19 protein-coding genes are annotated in these 18,772 nt (G+C 68.0%); 6 read left to right on the top strand and 13 right to left on the bottom strand.

Features of this window, described 5'->3' with window-relative positions; all coding sequences use genetic code 11:
- A partial coding sequence (locus ACP96_RS17645; protein WP_154020430.1) for a zinc ribbon domain-containing protein occupies positions 1-375 on the top strand: 375 nt, incomplete at its 5' end.
- Between the two features lie 58 nt (positions 376-433).
- Here ACP96_RS17645 and ACP96_RS07735 read toward each other — a convergent pair.
- Positions 434-895, bottom strand: coding sequence for a DUF5799 family protein (locus ACP96_RS07735; RefSeq protein WP_050026733.1), 462 nt, complete (start codon positions 893-895; stop codon positions 434-436).
- Between the two features lie 150 nt (positions 896-1,045).
- On the opposite strand from ACP96_RS07735, the gene ACP96_RS07730 reads away from it, so the two are divergent.
- A complete protein-coding gene (locus tag ACP96_RS07730) occupies positions 1,046-1,459 on the top strand; it encodes a halocyanin domain-containing protein (RefSeq protein ID WP_050026734.1) in 414 nt (137 codons plus the stop codon).
- Positions 1,460-1,507: 48 nt separating this feature from the next.
- Here ACP96_RS07730 and ACP96_RS07725 read toward each other — a convergent pair whose 3' ends face one another.
- Together ACP96_RS07725 and ACP96_RS07720 are read right to left on the bottom strand one after the other, a co-directional pair.
- Entirely contained in the window at positions 1,508-2,587 is a 1,080-nt protein-coding gene (locus ACP96_RS07725) for a mandelate racemase/muconate lactonizing enzyme family protein (protein ID WP_050032890.1), read from the bottom strand.
- Between the two features lie 3 nt (positions 2,588-2,590).
- Positions 2,591-3,520, bottom strand: coding sequence for a 1,4-dihydroxy-2-naphthoate polyprenyltransferase (locus tag ACP96_RS07720; RefSeq protein ID WP_050032889.1), 930 nt, complete (start codon positions 3,518-3,520; stop codon positions 2,591-2,593).
- Positions 3,521-3,666: 146 nt separating this feature from the next.
- Between ACP96_RS07720 and ACP96_RS07715 the strand changes: the two genes are divergently transcribed.
- On the top strand, positions 3,667-4,209 hold the full coding sequence (locus ACP96_RS07715) for a carboxymuconolactone decarboxylase family protein (protein WP_050023997.1): 543 nt from the start codon (positions 3,667-3,669) through the stop codon (positions 4,207-4,209).
- A gap of 75 nt (positions 4,210-4,284) precedes the next feature.
- A complete protein-coding gene (locus ACP96_RS07710) occupies positions 4,285-4,581 on the top strand; it encodes a DUF7111 family protein (RefSeq protein WP_050023999.1) in 297 nt (98 codons plus the stop codon).
- A 28-nt stretch (positions 4,582-4,609) separates the two neighbouring features.
- Here ACP96_RS07710 and ACP96_RS07705 read toward each other — a convergent pair whose 3' ends face one another.
- The 3 genes from ACP96_RS07705 to ACP96_RS07695 form a co-directional block, all read right to left on the bottom strand.
- Positions 4,610-5,764 (bottom strand): DUF63 family protein, encoded by a 1,155-nt coding sequence (locus tag ACP96_RS07705; RefSeq protein ID WP_050024001.1) that lies wholly within the window; start codon positions 5,762-5,764, stop codon positions 4,610-4,612.
- Between the two features lie 73 nt (positions 5,765-5,837).
- The gene (locus tag ACP96_RS07700; protein WP_050024003.1) at positions 5,838-6,287 is read right to left on the bottom strand and encodes an Lrp/AsnC family transcriptional regulator; all 450 of its coding nucleotides are present in this window, start codon (positions 6,285-6,287) and stop codon (positions 5,838-5,840) included.
- Positions 6,288-6,385: 98 nt separating this feature from the next.
- Positions 6,386-7,147, bottom strand: coding sequence for a 4-phosphopantoate--beta-alanine ligase (locus tag ACP96_RS07695; protein ID WP_050024005.1), 762 nt, complete (start codon positions 7,145-7,147; stop codon positions 6,386-6,388).
- 190 nt (positions 7,148-7,337) lie between these two features.
- Here ACP96_RS07695 and ACP96_RS07690 point away from each other — a divergent pair, with 190 nt between their 5' ends.
- Positions 7,338-7,574, top strand: coding sequence for a hypothetical protein (locus ACP96_RS07690; protein WP_050032888.1), 237 nt, complete (start codon positions 7,338-7,340; stop codon positions 7,572-7,574).
- Positions 7,575-8,117: 543 nt separating this feature from the next.
- Here the strand turns inward: ACP96_RS07690 and ACP96_RS07685 are convergent.
- The gene (locus ACP96_RS07685) at positions 8,118-9,818 is read right to left on the bottom strand and encodes an acyl-CoA mutase large subunit family protein (protein ID WP_050032887.1); all 1,701 of its coding nucleotides are present in this window, start codon (positions 9,816-9,818) and stop codon (positions 8,118-8,120) included.
- A gap of 127 nt (positions 9,819-9,945) precedes the next feature.
- Between ACP96_RS07685 and ACP96_RS07680 the strand changes: the two genes are divergently transcribed.
- Entirely contained in the window at positions 9,946-10,311 is a 366-nt protein-coding gene (locus ACP96_RS07680) for a hypothetical protein (RefSeq protein ID WP_050024011.1), read from the top strand.
- A gap of 22 nt (positions 10,312-10,333) precedes the next feature.
- Here the strand turns inward: ACP96_RS07680 and ACP96_RS07675 are convergent, their stop codons facing one another.
- The 6 genes from ACP96_RS07675 to ACP96_RS07650 all read right to left on the bottom strand — a co-directional run bounded on the left by ACP96_RS07675 (position 10,334) and on the right by ACP96_RS07650 (position 18,768).
- The gene (locus ACP96_RS07675; RefSeq protein WP_050032886.1) at positions 10,334-12,028 is read right to left on the bottom strand and encodes a potassium transporter TrkG; all 1,695 of its coding nucleotides are present in this window, start codon (positions 12,026-12,028) and stop codon (positions 10,334-10,336) included.
- A gap of 1 nt (position 12,029) precedes the next feature.
- Positions 12,030-12,713 (bottom strand): potassium channel family protein, encoded by a 684-nt coding sequence (locus ACP96_RS07670; RefSeq protein WP_050032885.1) that lies wholly within the window; start codon positions 12,711-12,713, stop codon positions 12,030-12,032.
- Positions 12,714-12,781: 68 nt separating this feature from the next.
- Positions 12,782-15,064, bottom strand: coding sequence for an amino acid permease (locus tag ACP96_RS07665; protein ID WP_050032884.1), 2,283 nt, complete (start codon positions 15,062-15,064; stop codon positions 12,782-12,784).
- Positions 15,061-15,501, bottom strand: coding sequence for a universal stress protein (locus ACP96_RS07660; RefSeq protein ID WP_050032883.1), 441 nt, complete (start codon positions 15,499-15,501; stop codon positions 15,061-15,063). The genes ACP96_RS07665 and ACP96_RS07660 overlap by 4 nt, the downstream gene beginning before the upstream one ends.
- Before the next feature lie 116 nt (positions 15,502-15,617).
- Positions 15,618-17,186 carry a TrkH family potassium uptake protein gene (locus ACP96_RS07655; protein ID WP_050032882.1) on the bottom strand — a complete coding sequence of 523 codons (1,569 nt, stop codon included), beginning with the start codon at positions 17,184-17,186 and terminating at the stop codon, positions 15,618-15,620.
- A gap of 79 nt (positions 17,187-17,265) precedes the next feature.
- Complete coding sequence (locus ACP96_RS07650) at positions 17,266-18,768, bottom strand: TrkH family potassium uptake protein (RefSeq protein ID WP_050032881.1); 1,503 nt, start codon at positions 18,766-18,768, stop codon at positions 17,266-17,268.
- Between the last annotated feature and the right edge of the window lie 4 nt (positions 18,769-18,772).

Raw genomic sequence — 18,772 nt, 5'->3', positions numbered from 1 at the left:
AATAAAAAAAAAAAAAAAACGGGGAATAAGAAGCTCCACTCGTGGGCGTTCAACCGTCTCTACCAATACCTCGCATACAAAGGCGAGATGCGGGGTGTTGAGGTGCTGAAAGAAAACGAGTGGAACTCCTCGAAAACGTGTTCATCGTGTGGCGACGACACGAAATCGAACCGTGTCGAACGTGGCCTGTACGTCTGCTCGTCGTGTGAGTTGGTAGCCAACGCGGATTGTAACGGGGCAGAGAATATGCGTCAGAAGATAACTCCGAGTCCTCACGGCGAGGATAGGAGTAACGGCTGTGTGGCACAGCCATCGACACACTTGTTCGACCGCGAGAGCGGGACGTTTCACACGAGAGAACAGGTCGTGTCGTAGACCGGCAAATATCCCACCTGCGGCACGGGAAGCCTCGCCGTTTACGGCGAGGAGGATGTCACTCCTGATACGCGACTCGCACCTGCTCCCACTTGCCGGCCTCTTCGAGGTGCGCCTGTAGCTCGTCTGCGTACTCCTGGACGAGGCGCTCGGCCGCTTCGAGCTCTTCGTCGGAGGGGCCGTCGCTGCCCCCGCCGCCGAGCCCGAGCGCACCCTTGATCGAGTCGACGAGCCCGCCGCCGGATCCCCCGCTCCCGCCGGCGTCGCCGCCGGGGGCGCCGCCCATCGCCGCGACCTGCGACCGCACGTTCTCGAGCTCCGGCATGATCGCCGGGAGGCTGGAGGTGTCGGCGACGATCCGGGCGTCCTCGGAGTCGTCGGCGTTCTCGATCTCGAACTCGGTCGCGGTCATGATCAGCCCCCACTCCTGACTGGAGAACTGCGAGGCCGACACTCGGTCGGTGAACTGGTTGTCGACGGTCATGCGCTCGCCGACGATCGCGTCGGTCCAATCGCTCATACGCCCCCCTTCGGCGGTGGCGGTAAAAGCCCCTTCCCTCGTCCGCCGGTCCACCGGTTCCCTCGTCCGCCGGTCCGTCCGACCGTGTGCCCGTTGCCGACCCGTCGGCGTTCACGAGGGGATTTATACCGTCCACCGCGTCGATCCGCTATGACCGATCGAACGCGACGAGCGACGCTCGCGGCGGTGGGTACCGTCGCCGCCGCGTCGCTCGCGGGCTGTGCCGACGCCGTCCTCCCGGGCGGCGACGAGAACGATCCGGAGCCGGCCGACCGGACGGGCGAGGAGCGAGTGACGGTCGCCGTCGGCGCCGACGCCGGATTCGTCTTCGCGCCCGCGAACCTCGTCGTCGACGCCGGAGCGACCGTCGTCTGGGAGTGGACGGGCGCCGGCGGCGCGCACAACGTGGTCGAGAAGAGCGGCGTCTTCGAGTCCGAACTCACCGGCGAGGAGGGACACACCTTCGAGCACGCGTTCGCGGAGGCGGGCGTCTTCGAGTACGTCTGCACGCCGCACCAGACGCGCGGGATGGAGGGGAGAATCGAAGTCGTGGAGGGCGATTGAAGTCGTGGAGTGAGGCGGAGAGACGCTTTCTCACCGCCCCGCCCCGAGCTACGGCAGGTCGTCGAACGCGTCGCCGGCCAGACCGGGGCCGGACGGCACCGCCACCGCGCCGTCCGCGACCGGACAGGAGTCCGGGGCGAGGTCGGCGTCGAGAAGCGGGCCGGTGGCGAGTCCGCACGGGACCACGTCGGGGATCGCGGCGGCGACGTGGACCGCGGCGGCGCGCGCGACGGCCGCGTCGATCGTGGTGGTGACGACCGGCTCGACGCGGGCCTCTCGCGCGCGCTTCGCCGCCGCCAGCGCCAGGTCCGGGCCCCCGAGCGCCATCGGCTTTAGGACGACGGCGTCGGCCGCGCCGGCGTCGAGGACCGCGTCGAGCCCGCGGCTCGCGAGCGACTCGTCGAGCGCGATCGGGACTCCCTTCCGGCGTTCCCGGAGCGCGGCCGCCCCGTCGAGGTCATCGGCCGGCAGCGGCTGTTCGAGGTACGCGAGGTCGAGCGGCCGGAGTCGCTCGATCGCCTCTCGGGCGGTTTCCCGGTCCCACGCGCCGTTTGCGTCGGCCCGCAGGGCGACGTCCTCGCCGACCGCCCGCCTCACGGCTCGGAGGCGGTCGACGTCGGCGTCGAGATCGCGCGCGCCGACCTTCACCTTCAGGCAGTCGAATCCCGAATCGACAGCGCGTTCTGCGGCGTCTGCGGTCGCTTCCGGGCCGCCGTCGCCGATCGTCGCGTTGACCGGGACCGCCTCGGCGGGCGCGGGAAGGTCCTCGGCCCGGGCGAGGTGCGCGGAGAGGGAACGGCCGGCGTCGCGGGCGGCCGCGTCCGCGAGCGCGAGCGCGAGCCCGTGACGCGCTGCGGGCGTCTCGGCGGGATCGAGTCGGTCGAGCGCGTCTGTCACGAGTTCTTTCCCACGGTTTCCGTCTCCGACCTCGCGAAGCGCCGCCTCGCACGCCGACAGCGACTCGGTCCAGCCGGGGAGCGGCGTCGCCTCGCCGAGGCCGGGCGCGGGAACCGGTTCGCCGTCGGACTCGGGGTCGACGGCGACGAGGAACCCCTCACGTCGATCGATCGCGCCGCACGCGGTTTCGAGGGAGTTCGTCAGTCCGAGCGAGAAGGGGCTGAGCCGCATGAGTCAGACCACGAGCCCGACGGCGAACGCGACCGCGTACGCCGCGAGGAGCTTCCCGGTCGATTCGAGCGCCGGATTGAGCGCGTCGCCGGCGGTCTCGGTCAGTACGGTACGGGCCACGCCGGCCGCGAGCGGGAGGGTCACGAGCGGGAGGAGCACCGGGAGCCCGTACCCTTCCGCGAGGAACCAGAAGGGAGTGAGGTACGCGAGCGCGAGCAGCGCGAGGAACTGACCCCGCGAGAACCGGTAGCCGAACCGGACCGCGAGGGTGCGTTTCCCGGTCTCCGCGTCTTCCTCCAGGTCGCGGACGTTGTTGACGACGAGGATGTTCGTCGACAGCGCGGCGATCGGGAGGCTCGCGACGACGGCCGCGAGGGTGACGGTCCCCTCCGGGATCCAGAGCGGGAACGCCCCGCCCGCGAGCGCGGCGGCCTGCACGTAGTACGTACCCGTGACGGCGATCACGCCGAAGAAGACGAACACGAACAGATCGCCGAGCCCGTGGTACCCGAGCGGGTAGGGACCCCCGGTGTACGCGATCCCCGCGGCGACCGAGGCGAGCCCGATCACGAGGATCGGGACGCCGCCCACGTAGACGAGGGAGGTCCCGACGAGGACCGCGGCCGCGAACGTGAGCCACATCGCCCGCTTCACCTCTCCGGGCTCGATGAGACCGCTGGCGACGACGCGGGTGAACCCCTCGCGGTCGTCGGTGTCGGCCCCCTGAATCGCGTCGTAGTAGTCGTTCGCGAAGTTGGTCCCGATCTGGATCAGCGCCGCGCCGACGAACGCCGCGAGCGCGGGCAGCGGGGCGAACGCCCCGTCCCGGACCGCGAGCCCGACGCCGACGATCACCGGCGCCGCCGCCGCAGGGAGCGTCTGCGGTCGCGCGGCGATCACCCACGCCCGCCGCCGCGACACTTCGGTACTCATTGTCTCCGGTAGGGCCGTGTCGTCCCTTAAACTTACCATCCGGCGAGCGGGCGGACGGAACACGGCGATCCGGTCGGAGCGCTCCCGATCGCGGCGAGCGCTACCGAGTCACGCATACCTATCACTCTGGGTGGAGAGACGCAGCCATGGCTCGCGTGCCCTACGTTGACGCGTCGGACGTGCCGGACGAGTACGAGGACTTGCTGGAGTCGTCGCTGCAGGGGAAGCCCCTGCACGTCTACCAGTCGATCGGCAACAACCCCGAGGTGCTCGCGGGACTGCGCTCGTTCCTCGGATCGCTGTGGACCGACAGCGGGCTCTCAGACCGCGAGCGAGAGCTCGTGATCCTCGCGGTCGCCCGCGAGACGACGAACCGCTACGAGTGGCATCAGCACGTCAACATCGCCCGCGGGGTCGGGATCGACGACGAGGTCATCGCCGCGCTCGGCGCGGACGACCGCGGTCCCCTCGACGCCGACGAGACGGCCCTCGTCGAGTACGCGCTCGCGGTCGTCCGGGGCGAGGTCGACGCGGTCGTCCACGACGAGGCCGCCGCTCGGTACGACGACGACACGGTCGTCGGGATCGCCGCGGCCGCGAGCGGGTACGAGGCCCTCGGCGGGATCATCGACGCGCTCGACCTCGATCTGGAGCCGGGGACCGAGTTCCACGGGTGGGATCCGCGGTAGATCGACGACGACACCGAGAGTGACAGCGACCTTGTCGACCGACAGATACGACAGGGGTCGGAACGTACCGTGCGTATGAGCGACACGGCGGGAGGCGAGGGGAGCGAGGAGGACGAGGGGAATGCGATCGACGCGCGCTACGAGGAGACAGACGGCGAGCGACGCCTCACATTTTCGGCCGACGGTCGAGGGGCGACGATCGCCCAGAACGCCGAGGGCTACGCGATGTTGAAGGTCCGCCCGGGCCCGACCGGCGACGAGTTAGAGCGATACTACGGGTTCGACATGGCGCTCGACCACGCCGCCGAACTGCTCGGCGTCGCCGTCGGCGACCTCCCGGTCCCCGAGGCCGCCGCCGACATGGGGATGTAACTCCGGGATGTGACGCGGTTCGCCGCTCTCAGATCCCGAACGTCGCGCGGAGCATGTCCCGACTGCCGGGACCGAGTCCGACCGCGAGCACCGTGATGAGCAGCAGCAGCGTGTAGCGCGGCGACTCGTCGAACATCTCGCCGTTGAACACCCAGACGACGAACGTCGCCGCCGCGAGCTTCACCAGCAGGAACGGCCACGCGTCGCCGGTGACGGAGACGATCGACTGCGGGAGCAGCCGACCGGTCCAGTCGACGATCAGCGCGTTGACCACGTGTTTCGGGACGAGGTTCGCCGTCCCCGTCAGCGCCGGCATCCAGTTGAGCCCGATCACGTTGGCGACCCCGTCGATCGCGTGACCCCAGATGATAATTATCCCAGCGACGCCGGTCCCCTGCCGGACCTCGGGCACGTACGCGGTCGCGAGCTTCCACGTGACCGCGGTCGCCGCGGTTGCGATCCCCAGCGTCAAGACGAGGACGATCGGGTAGAACTGAACGTAGTCGGTCGCGGCCGAGAGGTACGAGAGGTAGCCGAACGCGAGCGCGAGCCCGGCGGCGCCCATCGCGAACAGGGGCCGAGCGTAGTCGTCGACCGCGCCTCGGTCCTCGAGCGAGTACGCTGCGAGGACGCACGCGAGCGTCACGCCGAAAACCGTGAAGTAGATGAACGGGCTGATCAGGAGGGCGCTGACGGGGAACGGGATCAGCGGTTCCACGCCGGCCCGCATCGCGGCGATCCCCGAGTCCTCGACGGTGCGGAGGGCGCCGCCGAGCAGCATGAACGGGAACAGCGCGTAGAAAAAGCGCAGCTCGGTGCCGATATCCAGCCGCCGGAGGAGGAAGACCACACCGATCAGCATCGCCAGCAGGATGACGACGTAGCTCACGGTCGAGACCGTGGTGTACCCCGGCTCGGCGACGATCTCGCCGGCCTCGACGGCCGCCGAACACGCCGACGAGCTCCCGAGCAGCTCGGTCCCGCTCGCGTCGCGGACGGCGCACTGCGCGCCCTGTCCGTCGGCCGCGACCGGCCCCCAGAAGTACCGCCAGAGGAACCGATCGTACACGATCCGCGGGAAGACGGCGGACCCGATCGCGAGCAGCGCCGCGACGCCGCCGACGATCGCGGCCCACGCGCGCTCCGGCGACAGCCCGAACCGCTCCTCGACCCGTGTGCTCATGCTCTTCGTTGGGAGGGTGCCCGAATTGAGAGTTCCGGTCCCGCGTCGTCGAAGCGTCCTTCGCCCGGGGCATTCACACCGGTGGCCCGTCGGCCTCGTAGTCGGTGTCGAGGATAATCATCGTCTGCGACCGGGAGAACCCCTCCATCTCCGCGACGCGCTCGAACATCAGCTCGCGGAGGCTGTCCGTGTTCGCGGCGACGACCTTGAGGATCACGTCCCACTCGCCGGTGGTCAGGTGGATCTCGCAGACGCCGTCGATATCGCGGAGCCGCTCCAAGGCGTCCTCCTCGCGTCCCTGTTCGACGCGGAGGCCGACGAAGGCGCTGACGCCGTAGCCGACCGCCTTCGGATCGATCGACGCGTGGTACCCCTCGATGACACCCGCCTCCTCCATGCGGTTCACCCGGTCGTGGACGGTCGCGCTGGACATATCGATACGGCGCGCGACCTCCGAGAACGGCGTCCGGGCGTCCTCCTGCAAGATCCGGAGGATCGAACGGTCCGTCTCGTCGAGTTCCATGCGTGCCATACGTTGCCAGCGGCCTTTGCACTTCCGACGCCGACACCCCCGAATTCGTCAGCGAGCGAACGTTTCGTCGGGCTTCTCGCGGTCCGGGGTTAGGTGTCGGACATCTCGAAGGAGCCCTCGCGGATGGCGGCCTCCGCATCGGCGAGCGCTTCGTCGGCGTCGAACGCGTCGATCGCGTCGCGACGCACCGCGGGTGACTCGTCGGCCAGCTCCCGCGCGTGGGCAGTGACGTTCGGCACCGCTCGGATCAGATTGTCGATGATCGGGATGTCGGCGGTGCGCGGCGACCGGCTCCCGGGGTTGAGGTCGATCACGATCTCCGTCTTCCCCATCGCGTCAAGCGCCTCGGCGCGGTCGCCGTCCTCCAGCGGGACGACGACCACGTCGGCCGCCTCGATCCCGTCGGCGTCGACGATGCCGCGGGCGTGGTCCAGTCCGGGGATCTCGCCGTCGCCCGCGAGCCCCTTCACCCCGTCGGCGCCGTGCTCCCGGAGGTGGTCGGCGATCCGCCGGACCCGATCGTCGGTGTGGTTGAAGAGGTTCACCTCAATGTCCGCGTCGACCGCCTCGGCGAGTTCGACCGTCTCCGCGGGAGCCAGCGCCGCGACGTTGCCGTTCACCGAGAGCACCGGACGATCGGCCGTGAGCAGCGTCGCCGCTGCGGCGCGCTCGGCGGCGTCCGCGCTCGGGAGCGTGCGCTCGCCGAGGAGGTAGTCGAACGCCTCGCCGCGGCCCTGCGCGATGAGCCCCTGTTTCGAGGTGATCCCCTTCTCGACGCCCGCCTCGATCCGGTGGCGCGTCACGAGCGACGCGTAGCGCGGGTGATCCTCGGGAATCTCCGTCTCCGTCATACCCGAGCGAGGCGACGCGCCGATTAAAGTGAACCGTTCGCAGTCGGCTCGCGGCTCAGGATCGCTCTCGAATTGATCTCGGATCAATCTCAACACGCTAGCAACGCGGCCGCGTCCGTCGGTAAGAACAGGATAACGGCGAGACTGGAATTCATAACTAAGGGACTGGAACAAATAGCATCGAGATGTGATGAATCGGACTGGCAAGTATACGGTCGTGAGAGCGTGTAACGACCACGGGGCGATGACGCTCCGTGAATACCCACGCAACGGGACGCTGTACGTCGTCGAGTACGACGATCCCGACGTGGAAGCCGAGCTGTCGGCGCTCGACGCCGGGTCGGTCGTCGAGCTCGATCTCCGGCGGGCGGGTCGTCGAGGCAACGCATGGTGTGCGGAGTCTGCCCGTCCGATCGAGATGGCGTAATGCGCGGTCAATCTGTCCGTTTCGTCGTCCCCGTTTTTCATTCTCGACGCTCTTGAAATGCTGTATCGCTAACGGATATCCGGCATACGGCGATCAGTACGGGTACAGCGATGGCCGGTTCGGGGAGTTGCTGACGCAGATCGGTGCCGGTGAGACGGTGTTTGAATGCTTATGAGCGGCAGCGACGATAGCTTATAAATGCAATACGGTGGCGCGCCCCGGTGAGCGGCCCATGGGCCGCTCACCGACGGTGCGAGGGAGTCAGTCGCCCGGAGCGAAGCGGAGGGCGACTGACGAGGCTGGGGAGGCGTGAGGCTGTGCGGTGCGGTCGGGGTGGGACCCAAAGGGGCAGCCGCGAGGACGGCGCAGGTGACGTAAGCACCGCAGCGAGCAACGCGAGCGAGGAGCGCAACGAGCGTGCGCTGTCCTCGCGGCTGGGGCTTTGGAGGTGTTCACCGCCACATCGTGATCGACGACGTATAAAAAGCCGCCAGCAACACCACTCGATCGCTTATAAACGGCCGCTCTGCCAGCTTCACACGCTTACGCGACGCCGATCCGCTCCTGATACGTCCCGTACTCCGCCTCGAACACCGCCATGATCTCGCCCATCGTGGCGTACGCCTTCACGGCCGCGACGATCGCCGGCATCACGTTCTCGTCGGCGTCGATCGCTGCCTGCAAGTCGTCCAGCGCCGCCTCGACCGCGTCGTCGTCGCGCTCCGCCTTCACCGTCTCCAGCCGGTCGAGCTGGCGCTCCCGGGTCGTCTCGTCGACGCGGAGCAGGTCGGTCTCCGGGTCCTCCTCGGCCCGGTAGGCGTTGACGCCCACCACGGTCTCCTCGCCCGAATCGACGCGCTCCTGGTACTCGTAGGAAGCCTCCTGGATCTCGCGGTGGAAGTACCCGTCCTCGATCCCGCGGAGCACGCCGTCGCGGACCGAGCCGTCGCCCATCTCCCTGATCTCCTCGATGTACGCCGTCGCCTCCGCCTCGACCTCGTCGGTGAGCGCCTCCACCGCGAACGAGCCGCCGAGCGGGTCGACGATGTCGGCCGCGCCCGACTCCTCGGCGATGATCTGCTGGGTGCGGAGCGCGACCCGCACGGCGCGCTCGGAGGGGAGCGCGAGCGCCTCGTCGAAGGAGTTGGTGTGGAGGCTCTGGGTGCCGCCGAGCACGCCCGCCAGCGCTTGGAGCGTGACGCGGACGACGTTGTTGAGGGGTTGCTGCGCCGTCAGCGACTGGCCCGCGGTCTGGGTGTGGAACTTGAGCTGCTTGGAGGCGTCGGCCTCCGCGCCGTACCACTCGCCCATGATCCGCGCGTAGATCCGGCGGGCGGCGCGGAACTTCGCCACTTCCTCGAAGACCGAGTTGTGGGAGTTGAAGAAGAAGGAGAGCTGCGGGGCGAACTCGTCGATCTCGAGCCCGCGGTCGAGGCAGTCCTCGACGTACGCGAACCCGTCGGCGAGGGTGAACGCGAGCTCTTGGACCGCGGTCGACCCCGCCTCCCGGATGTGGTACCCCGACACCGAGACCGGCTTGAACTTGGGGGTCTCTTCGATCGCGAACTCGATCGTGTCGGTCACGAGATCGAGGGAGGGCTCCGGGGGGATCACCCACTCCTTCTGCGCGATGAACTCCTTGAGCATGTCGTTCTGGAGGGTCCCCCGGAGCTCCTCGCGCGGGACGCCCTGCTGGTCCGCGATAGCGACGTACATCGCGTAGATCACTGGCGCGCTCGGGTTGATCGTGAAGGAGGTGGACACCTCGCCCACGTCGATACCGTCGAACAGCACCTCCATGTCGCGGAGCGTGTCGACGGCGACGCCCTCCTTGCCGACCTCGCCGAGCGACATCGGATCGTCGGAGTCGAGCCCCATCAGCGAGGGCATATCGAAGGCGGTCGAGAGCCCGGTCTGTCCCTCGTCGATCAGGTAGTGGAAGCGCTCGTTCGTCTCCTCGGCGGTGCCGAACCCGGCGAACTGCCGCATCGTCCACGTCCGCCCGCGGTGCATCGTCGGGTAGACGCCTCGCGTGTACGGCTCCTCGCCCGGAAAGCCGAGGTCCGCCTCGTAGTCGATATCGGCCACGTCCTCGGGGGTGTATACGCGATCGACCTCGCGGTTCGACACCGTCGCGAACCGGTCGTTCCGCTCCCCGTGCCTGTCGAGGGTCGGATCGAGCGTCTCCGCCTCCCACTCCGCGTGGGCCTCGCGGATCTCGGAGAGCTCCTCGTCGTCGTACATACCGTCCGCTACCCGCCGATTGCGTATAAATATTCATTATATTCTGAAAGGATCGGAGCCACGAGCGCCTTTTCAGGGGGTTATCACCCGCGGACTTGTTAAATACTCGCGGAGTAAACGCGCAGTTATGACCGACTCCTCGCGGACTCCCGAGCCGCCGGAAGGGCTGTCCGACCAGATCGTTGCCGACTTGGAGGGCCTGTCGCCGAAGGGGCTCCGCAAATCGATCGTTTTCGCCCGGGAACTGCTCCAGTCTCACGAGGCGACGGAGTTTCCGATCGACCCGGAACTCGGCGACGGCGTGCTCCGGGTCACCGAACACGAGGGGTACACCGCGGTCGTGAAACAGCACTTCTGTGAGGATGGGTGTGACGACTGCCCGCACGGCCCGTACCTCTACCACGTCACCGAAGAGACCCTCCCCGACGGGACTCGCGAAACCCACTGGTCGTTTATCGGTCGGGTGAACACCGACGCCGAAGACGACGACTAACCTCGGGACCCAGTCGCCGGTCTCACGGGTTCAGACCGTATAGCACGGCTCGGACGAACACGAGGACCGGGATGATCTCCAGCCGGCCGATCCACATGTTGAGGACGAACATACCCTCGGCCAGCGGCGACATCGACGGGCCGGTGATCCCCGACGAGAGCCCGACGTTCCCCTGCGCGCTCGCGACCTCGAACAGCGCGTCGGCGTAGCCGAACTCCGGGCCGGCGACGTTGACGAGCACGAGGCTCCCGACGACGAGCGCGACGAGCCACAGCAGGGTGACGATCGCGGCCTCGCCGAACTCGCGTTCCATCGTCTCGCGGTCTAACGTCCGATCGCCGATGCGGGCGGTGACGACCGCGCTTTTCGGCAGAAACACCCGAGAGAACTGCCACGCGATACCGCGCGCCACCGTGTAGCCGCGGACGATCTTGATACCGCCCACGGTGGACCCGGCCGCACCGCCGAGCACCATCGCGCCGACGACCATCACCTTGGCGCCGGCGACCCAGTCGCCGATCGGGGCCGACTGGAAGCCGGTGGCGCTCATCGCGCTGATCCACTGGAACGTCGAATCTCGGACCGCGTCGAGCCCCGCTCCGTCGAGGAGCGGGACCGGGAACGAGAGGAACGACTCCGTCGCGAACGCACCAGAGACGACCGGGACGGACGCGACGTTCTGCGCGGAGAGCACGACGACGCCGGCCCCGAGCAGGGCGAAAAGCCATCTCGTCTGGAGGTCTCGCGCCAGCTCGCGCGGGCTTCGATCTCTGAGCACGACGTAGTGGACCGGAAACGCGATCGCGCCGAGGATCATGATCGGCAGCAGCGCGGCCTCGACCAGCGGCGAGCCGTACGTCGCGATCGAGTTGTCCGTGACGGAGAACCCGCCGGTCGTGAGGCCCGTCATGGCGTGGTTGAGCGCCTGCCACGCGGTTTCGCCGAGCGAGAGCGACTCGGCGTACGCGCTCCCGCTCGCTCGGATCGCGACGAACAGGGTCGCGAAGGCAAGTAGCGTGTACCCGACGACGAGCTTCCAGACCGTCCGGACCGTCGAGACGACGCTCGGGTGGATCTTCTGTTCCCGGGCCTCGCTCCGATAGAGCGCGTAGCTCCCGCTGCCGGGACGCGAGAGGATCGAGACGGTGAGGACGATGACGCCGACGCCGCCGACCCACTGGATGAACGACCGCCACCACTGGACCGCCCGCGGCAGCGACGGCTCGTGGATCGCCATCGTCAGACCGCTCCCGGTCCAGCCGCTCATGCTCTCGAAGACGGCGTGCAGCGGGTCGCGGAAGTAGGCGAGACTGGAGAGCGTCGCGGTCCCGCCGACGCCGATCGGCTCCCACGACGACGTGTCCGCGGCGGCCGGGACGAACGCGTCCATGACGGCCGGCGGCGTCAGCCACGCCGTGAAGAAGAGCGGGAGGGCGCCGAAGACGGCGACCATGAGCCACCCGCCCGCGGCGATCACCATCCCGTGTTTCATCTTCGGCTCCGGGGCGTCGGCGAACCGGCGATTGGCGAGTCCGCCGGCGAGGGCCGTCACGCCGCCCGCGACGAGGAAGCCGAGGGCCGCGTGAAACTCCCGGAACCCGAGGGCGACGAGCACGGAGAGAGTCATCAGTCCGGCCTCCATCAGGAGGAGCGAACCGATGTCCCGCGCGATGACGGCCAGATCGGTCGGCACGCGGCCCCCGTTCCGTTCGGCCATCTCAGCCGTGGTCCTCCGGGTGACCGAACACGTCAGTCACCTCGGGGGTCACGCCGCTCCCCGAGTACACCGTGAGCAGGTCCCCCGCCTCGATTCGCGTGTTCCCCCGCGGTGTTATCGGCGTGTCCGCCCCGTCGCGCTCGACGGCGACGATCAGCGTCTGTCCGCTCATGAGACCTGCTTCGTCGGCCTCGCGCAGCGTCTTCCCGGCGATCGGCGCGTCCGCCCCGACGGTGATCTCGAACACCTCAGCCTCCTCGCCGATGTGCATGAAGTCGACGACAGACGGCCGGCTCACCGCGCGGTACAGGTACTCCGCGATCAGGCTCTGCGGGTTCTGCATCGTGTTGACGCCGATCTGTTCGAACACGCTCATGTGCTCGGGGTTGTGGACGACGGACACGATGTTCGGGACCGACAGTTCCTGTGCCAGCAGACAGACCATGATGTTCGTCGCGTCCTGATCCGTGGTCGAGATGAGCGCGTCGGCGCGGTCGGCGCCGGCGTCCTGAAGCGTCTCTTTCGAGGTCGCGTCGTCGTTGAGAACGAGGCAGTCGTACTGTCTCGACGCGCGCTCCGCCCGTTCCTCGTCGCGCTCGATGACGACGACCTCGTTCCCGCTCTCGGTCGCGAGATCGACGAGCGGCGTCCCGATGTCGCCCGCACCCACGACGATCAGATACATGTGGCGGCGTTTCAGAAGCGACCACCGAAAGCCTACCGTTCCGCGTCGAAACGGGGCTCCCCCCGACCTCAGCGCCCGCCGAAGAGCCGCTCCCACAGCGACCGCGACGAGGGTCGCTCAGAGAGCAACACCGGCGTGTCGAGGGTTTCGATCGTCTCGAACGCCAGCGATCCGCGGACGATCCGCGACAGCAGGCCGCGCTCGGTCGCGCCGACGATCACGAGGTCGTACTCCTCGCCGAGCCGGCCGATCGTCTCCTCCACGTCGCCGGTCTCGATACGGAGGGTCGCGTCGTCCAGTCCGTGGCCGTCTGCCCAGCCCGAGAGGAACTCGCGGCCGGACTCCTCCTCTCCCGAATCGGCGACGTACAGCAGCGAGACGTCGATGCCGACCGTGTCCCGGAGCGCCTTCGCGACCTCCGCGGAGAGGTCGGAGGAGGGGCCGCCGGCGGTCGGCACGAGCACGTCCGACAGGTCCAACTGCTGGCCGTCCAGGACGAGGAAGTCGCACGGGAGGTCGTGGGCGAGTTCGTCCAGCGACCCCTCGACGCGCCCGCCCGCGAATCGCGTCCCGCCGTAGCCCATCACGACGGTGTCGGCGTCGTTCGAGCGCGCGGCGTCGAACACCTCCTCGATCCCCCGGTGCGAGAGGATCGTCTTCGTCTCGATGGGCACGTCGAACGCCTCGGCGTCGGAGGCGGCGGCCGCGAGCAGTTCCTCGGAGGACTGATCGAGCCCGCTCCGGTTTTCGGCGGCCGTCTCGAGCGATGTCTGGTCGGGGACGGTGACGATGTGCGTCGCGAGCACGCGTCCGCCCTCGTGTTGGGCGATCGCGCCCGCGAGCGTGATGAGCGCGCTCTCGGTCCGCGGGTTCGACACCGCGACCATGATCGTCGGCCCGTCGTCCCCGGATCCGTTCGGCGCGACCGCGTCCGCCGCGCCCACGACCTGGTCTGGGAGTTCCGCCTCGCGACTCCGGATGTGCTCCGAGAGCACACCCTGGTTGTCGGTCTTGTCGCGGGCGTAGACGAAGTACCACGCCACGGCGGCGACGACGAACGCGCCCGACAGCGCGATCTCGATCCCGTCCATGAACGCGACGAGCCCGAGCGACAGGACCGCCCCGAGTATCGGGGTCAGCGGGTAGAACGGGACGGTGAAGTCCGGGTCGTACTCCGGCACGTCGGCCTCGCGGAAGACGATGAGCCCTACGTTCATCAGCGCGTACACGATGAGGTGGAGCACGCTGGCGGCCTTCGAGAGGATCTCGATGTCCCGGCCCAACAGCGCGATGAAGACCACGATGAGCCCGCCCGTCACGAGGATCGACCGGTACGGGGTCGCGTAGTTGGGGTGGATCTCGTTGAGCCAGTTGGTGACGATCTTGTCGCGCCCCATCGCGAAATTGATCCGAGCCGACGCGAGGATCGAGGCGTTCGCCGACGAGGCGGTCGCCAGCAGCGCGCCGACGGTCATCACGGCGGCCGCCGCGCCCGCGACGCCGGTGAGGGGACCGATAGACTCGGGGAAGGCCACGCGCGCCGCCTGCGCCACCGGCGCGTCCTGACTGAGCTCCGGCCACGGGACGACGCCGAGCATCGTCGTGACGAGGACCGCGTAGATCACGGTGACGATGCCGACGCTCCCGATGATGGCGATCGGGAGGTTCCGTCCGGGGTTCTTCAGCTCCTCGGCGACCGTCGCGATCTTCGCGTACCCGAGGAAGGAGACGAACACGAGCGCGGTTCCCGGGAGGATCGCCCCGTAGCCGCCCGGGGCGAGCCCGCCCTCGTTGCCCGCGAGCGTCGCGTAGTCGAACGAGAAGAAGCCCGCGACGGCGAAGACCGCCAGGATCGAGAGCAGGAGGCCGACGATCACCGTCTGGATCCCGCCGGTCTCCTTCGCGCCGATGTAGTTCACGCCAATGAAGATCGCTCCGGCGACGAGCGCGCCCACCTGTATCGCGTTGAGCCCCGGGATCGTCGGTAGGCCGACGAACACCGCGAGGTACTGGCCGAATCCGATACAGTAGAACGCAGAGGCGAACGCGAGTCCCATCCAGTCGCCCATCCCGGCGATCGACCCGAACATCGGGCCGAGCGACTTGTTGATGTAGTAGTAGCCGCCGCCGGCCTTCGGCATAGCGGTGCCGAGCTCCGAGACGGAGAGCGCGTTCACCATCGCGATCACGCCGCCGACGACGAACGACACGACGACGATGGGCCCGGCGCCGCCGTCGGCGTTGACGGCGACGCCCGGGAGGACGAAGATCCCGGCCCCGATCATCGTCCCGATACCGATCGTCATCGCCGACACCAGCCCGAGGTCCTTCGCGAGCTCCTCGTCGCTCATTCTTCGTCGTCGACCTGCGGGAGCGAAATTACGGGAAGCGGCGCGTTCGTCACCATCTTCAGCGAGATATCGCCCGAGAGGAACTGCATGAGGCGGTTCCCGCCGCGCGAGCGGTAGGCGACCGCGCTCGCGTCGACTTCGTCGGCCGCGTCGAAGATCGCGCCGACGATATCTCGGGCGTACGCCGTGTGGTCGTCGGCGTCCGGGAACACCGTCCGGACCGCCGCGTACGACTCGGCGGCCAGCTCCTCGGACTGCTCGACGGGCGTCTTGTCCGGGACCCCCTCGCCCTTCTCGACGACGTGCAGCGCGGTCACGTGCTCCGGGTCGTAGGGTTCGAGCGCCCGCGCCGTCGCCAGCGCATCCTCCTCGTGTGCGACCGGGAGGAGCACGTGGCCGAGCAGGTCCTGACCGTCGGTCTCGTCGGAGCTCGTCATACCGATCGGTATCTCGCTCGTCAGTTAAGAAGATACGCTCTCCGGGTACCGAGAATTAGCACGTTGGAGACCAACTATAATACGATTTCCACCCGTAAAACCATCTCCGTCGACGGTCACCGGGCATCGATCGCCGAGATGAACACCGCGAGCACCGGGACGATCTCCAGCCGGCCGATCCACATCAGGAAGATCATCAGAAGCTTCGACGTGTCCGGAAAGAAGAGGTAGCTCCCGAACGGGCCGAGCCGGCCGAACCCCGGACCGATGTTCCCGATGGTCGCGAGAGAGGCGCTCGTCGACTCCAACATCGTCAGCTGGGTTCCGATACGTGCGGCGTCCAGAGACAGGAACACCGCCGAGACCGCAAATAAGACGACGTACAGGAGCGTGAACGACATGATTCCGCGGATCGCGTCCTCGTCGACGACGCTCCCGCTGAGCCGGATCGGCTGCACGACGTCCGGGTGCGCCGAGGTGAACAGCTCCCGCCGGATCGCCTTCCCGACGATGAGCCACCGCACGATCTTGACGCCCCCACCGGTCGAACCGGCAGAGCCGCCGATGAACATCGCGAACATGAGGAGGATCTGCGCGTGGGTGTCCCACTGCGCGAAGTCGGCGGTCGCGTACCCGGTCGAGTTGAGCAGCGAGCCGATCTGGAACGCGGCCTGTCGGAGCGAGTTCTCGGTGACGCCTTGCGTCGCGCCGCCCAGTTCGATGACCGGCGCCGCGCCGCGGAACAGCAACACCGCGAGCAGGGCGGTCACGACCGCGAGCGCGCCGGCGTAGGCGCGGAACTCGGCGTTCTTCAGCATGATCTCGGCCTCGCCGCGCAGCACGTGCCAGAACAGCGCGAAGTTGACGCCGGCGACGACCATGAACGGGATGACGACCCACTGGACCGCGGCCGAGAACGCCGCGATGCTGTCGGCCTCCGGCGAGAACCCGCCGGTCGGGAGCGTGGTGAAGCCGTGTGCCACCGCGTTGTACAGGTCCATGTTCGGCGCCATCCCGAAGACGTGGAGCCCGTAGAGGATCGCGATGTACACCACGGTGAAGCCGAAGTAGATGAGCCAGAGCGCGCGCGCCGTCTCCGCGATCTTCGGCGTGAGCTTCTGGAGCTCCGGGCCGGGCGCCTCGGACTCCATCAGCTGGGCGCCGTTGACGGCCACTTCGGGCAGGATCGCGATCATCAGGACGATGATCCCCATGCCGCCGAGCCACTGCGTGAGCTGGCGCCACATCATCAGGGCGTGGGAGTGCCGGTCCGTGCTGATCTCGCCGAGGACGGTCGCGCCCGTTGTGGTGAACCCGCTCATCGACTCGAACAGCGCGTTGATGACCGATTCCGTGAGCGCGCCGATCGAGCCAGTCTGGAGCCCGACCGTCGACGCCGTGTTGTACCCGGCGATCAGGTACGGGACCGTGCCGATCGCCGCGGCCGCGAGCCACGCGAGCGAGACGAACAGCAGCGCCTCGCGCGGCCCGAGGTCGGGGTCCGGATCAACCCGCTCGACGAGGACTCCGACCCCCGCCACGAGCGCCATCGAGACGAGGAACACCCAGATGTCCTCGCCGTACACGAGCGCCACGACGAGCGGCACGAGCATCGTGACGGCGAGGTACTTGATCCCGACCCCGAGAAGCCCCACGCTCGCCTTCCAGTTGACGCCCCACGACATAGTTACTCGATCGATATGGGAGTCGCCCGTTCGCTGTATTAAACTGTCGAAGGGGCGGCGCAAGGAGACGAAAACGGCATCACGAGGTCCAGAACGCCTTCGTGAACAGCACAAGCACCGGGATGATCTCGATCCGGCCGATCCACATCAAGACTATCATCACGGCCCGAGTGCTCATCGGGAAGCTCGCGAACGTCCCGTAGGGGCCGGCCTCGCCGAACGCGGGACCGATGTTGAGGAAGGTCGTCGCCGCCGCGCCGAGCGCCTCGAACTCGGTGACCCGGAGGTCCGCCCGTTCGGCGTCGACGACGATGACCACCGCGAGCAGAAAGAAGATGACGATGCTCAAGAGGAGGTACGCGTAGATGTCGCGAATCGCGCCCTCGTCGACCGATTTCCCCGAGATCCGGACCGGGCGGATCGCCTCCGGGTGAATGGAGGTGAAGAGGTTCCGCCGGAACGTCTTCAGCGCGACCAGCCACCGGAGCGACTTGATCGAGCAGGTCGTCGACCCGACCATTCCCCCGATGAACATCCCCATGAACAGCATGTGTTTCGCCGCGGGCGCCCAGAGCACGTAGTCGGTGCTGGCGTACCCCGTCGTCGTCACGATCGACGCGACGTTGAAGACGGCGTGGCGAATCGTCCCCTCGGCGCCGTACGTGACGCTGGGATCGAGGAACAGCCCGACGGCGACGATCGACGCCAGCGTCCCCATCGCGCCGAGGTAGAAGTGAAACTCCTCGTTCTTCAACAGGCGCATCGGCTCGCCGTTGATGGCGAAGTAGATGAGGACGAAGCTGGTCGAACCGATCACCATGAACGGGACGACCGCCCACTGGATCAGGGGGTGGAACGCGCCGACGGAATCCGGCTCCGGCGAGAATCCGGCCGTCGCGACCGACGTGAACGCGTGTGCGACCGCGTTGTACAGGTCCATCTGCGGGTCGACGGCGAGTCCGAGCAGGAAGTAGACGACGACCGCGAGCCCCGTGAGTCCGAAGTAGATCCCCCAGATAAGCTGTGCAGTCTGCGAGATCTTCGGCGTGAGCTTGTTGACGTCCTGCGTCTGCGACTCCGTCTCCATGAGCTGTGCCCCGCCGACGCCGACCTCGGAGAGCACCGCGGTCGCCAGGATGAGGATCCCGAGCCCGCCGAGCCACTGGATCACCTGCCGCCACATCATGACGGACCGAGAGTGGACCGAGAAGTCGACGAGGACCGTCGCGCCCGTCGTCGTCAGCCCGCTCATCGCCTCGAACATCGCGTTCACCGGGTGCGCGACCGTCCCGACGCCCGCGACGACGAAGGGGATCGCGCCGACCGCGGCGACGAGGAACCAGATCATCGCCACCGCGAGGAACGCCTCGCGGGGGCCGAGGTTCACCTCGGGGTCCTGCACCGACCGGAACGCCGCCCCGAGCGCGAGCGAGACCGCGATCGCCGCGATAAAGGGCAGCGGCGACTCACCGTAGTAGAGCGCGATGAGGAGCGGGAAGGCCAAGGGAACGGGGAGCGCGGCGAGGACGTCTCCGGTGAGGCCCACGCTCGCGCGCCAGCCGACCCGGATGTTGGTGCTCACGACT

This window comes from Halorubrum halophilum, from assembly GCF_000739595.1.
Lineage (GTDB): Archaea > Halobacteriota > Halobacteria > Halobacteriales > Haloferacaceae > Halorubrum > Halorubrum halophilum.
Note: the sequence above shows the minus strand (reverse complement) of the source record. Positions and strands in the feature narration are given on the sequence as shown.

Bases quoted from the DNA above. Each gene is read 5' to 3' on its own strand.
- ACP96_RS07735 (WP_050026733.1), bottom strand. From the start codon at position 895: ATGAGCGATTGGACCGACGCGATCGTCGGCGAGCGCATGACCGTCGAC.
- ACP96_RS07730 (WP_050026734.1), top strand. From the start codon at position 1,046: ATGACCGATCGAACGCGACGAGCGACGCTCGCGGCGGTGGGTACCGTC.
- ACP96_RS07725 (WP_050032890.1), bottom strand. From the start codon at position 2,587: ATGCGGCTCAGCCCCTTCTCGCTCGGACTGACGAACTCCCTCGAAACC.
- ACP96_RS07720 (WP_050032889.1), bottom strand. From the start codon at position 3,520: ATGAGTACCGAAGTGTCGCGGCGGCGGGCGTGGGTGATCGCCGCGCGA.
- ACP96_RS07715 (WP_050023997.1), top strand. From the start codon at position 3,667: ATGGCTCGCGTGCCCTACGTTGACGCGTCGGACGTGCCGGACGAGTAC.
- ACP96_RS07710 (WP_050023999.1), top strand. From the start codon at position 4,285: ATGAGCGACACGGCGGGAGGCGAGGGGAGCGAGGAGGACGAGGGGAAT.
- ACP96_RS07705 (WP_050024001.1), bottom strand. From the start codon at position 5,764: ATGAGCACACGGGTCGAGGAGCGGTTCGGGCTGTCGCCGGAGCGCGCG.
- ACP96_RS07700 (WP_050024003.1), bottom strand. From the start codon at position 6,287: ATGGAACTCGACGAGACGGACCGTTCGATCCTCCGGATCTTGCAGGAG.
- ACP96_RS07695 (WP_050024005.1), bottom strand. From the start codon at position 7,147: ATGACGGAGACGGAGATTCCCGAGGATCACCCGCGCTACGCGTCGCTC.
- ACP96_RS07690 (WP_050032888.1), top strand. From the start codon at position 7,338: ATGAATCGGACTGGCAAGTATACGGTCGTGAGAGCGTGTAACGACCAC.
- ACP96_RS07685 (WP_050032887.1), bottom strand. From the start codon at position 9,818: ATGTACGACGACGAGGAGCTCTCCGAGATCCGCGAGGCCCACGCGGAG.
- ACP96_RS07680 (WP_050024011.1), top strand. From the start codon at position 9,946: ATGACCGACTCCTCGCGGACTCCCGAGCCGCCGGAAGGGCTGTCCGAC.
- ACP96_RS07675 (WP_050032886.1), bottom strand. From the start codon at position 12,028: ATGGCCGAACGGAACGGGGGCCGCGTGCCGACCGATCTGGCCGTCATC.
- ACP96_RS07670 (WP_050032885.1), bottom strand. From the start codon at position 12,713: ATGTATCTGATCGTCGTGGGTGCGGGCGACATCGGGACGCCGCTCGTC.
- ACP96_RS07665 (WP_050032884.1), bottom strand. From the start codon at position 15,064: ATGAGCGACGAGGAGCTCGCGAAGGACCTCGGGCTGGTGTCGGCGATG.
- ACP96_RS07660 (WP_050032883.1), bottom strand. From the start codon at position 15,501: ATGACGAGCTCCGACGAGACCGACGGTCAGGACCTGCTCGGCCACGTG.
- ACP96_RS07655 (WP_050032882.1), bottom strand. From the start codon at position 17,186: ATGTCGTGGGGCGTCAACTGGAAGGCGAGCGTGGGGCTTCTCGGGGTC.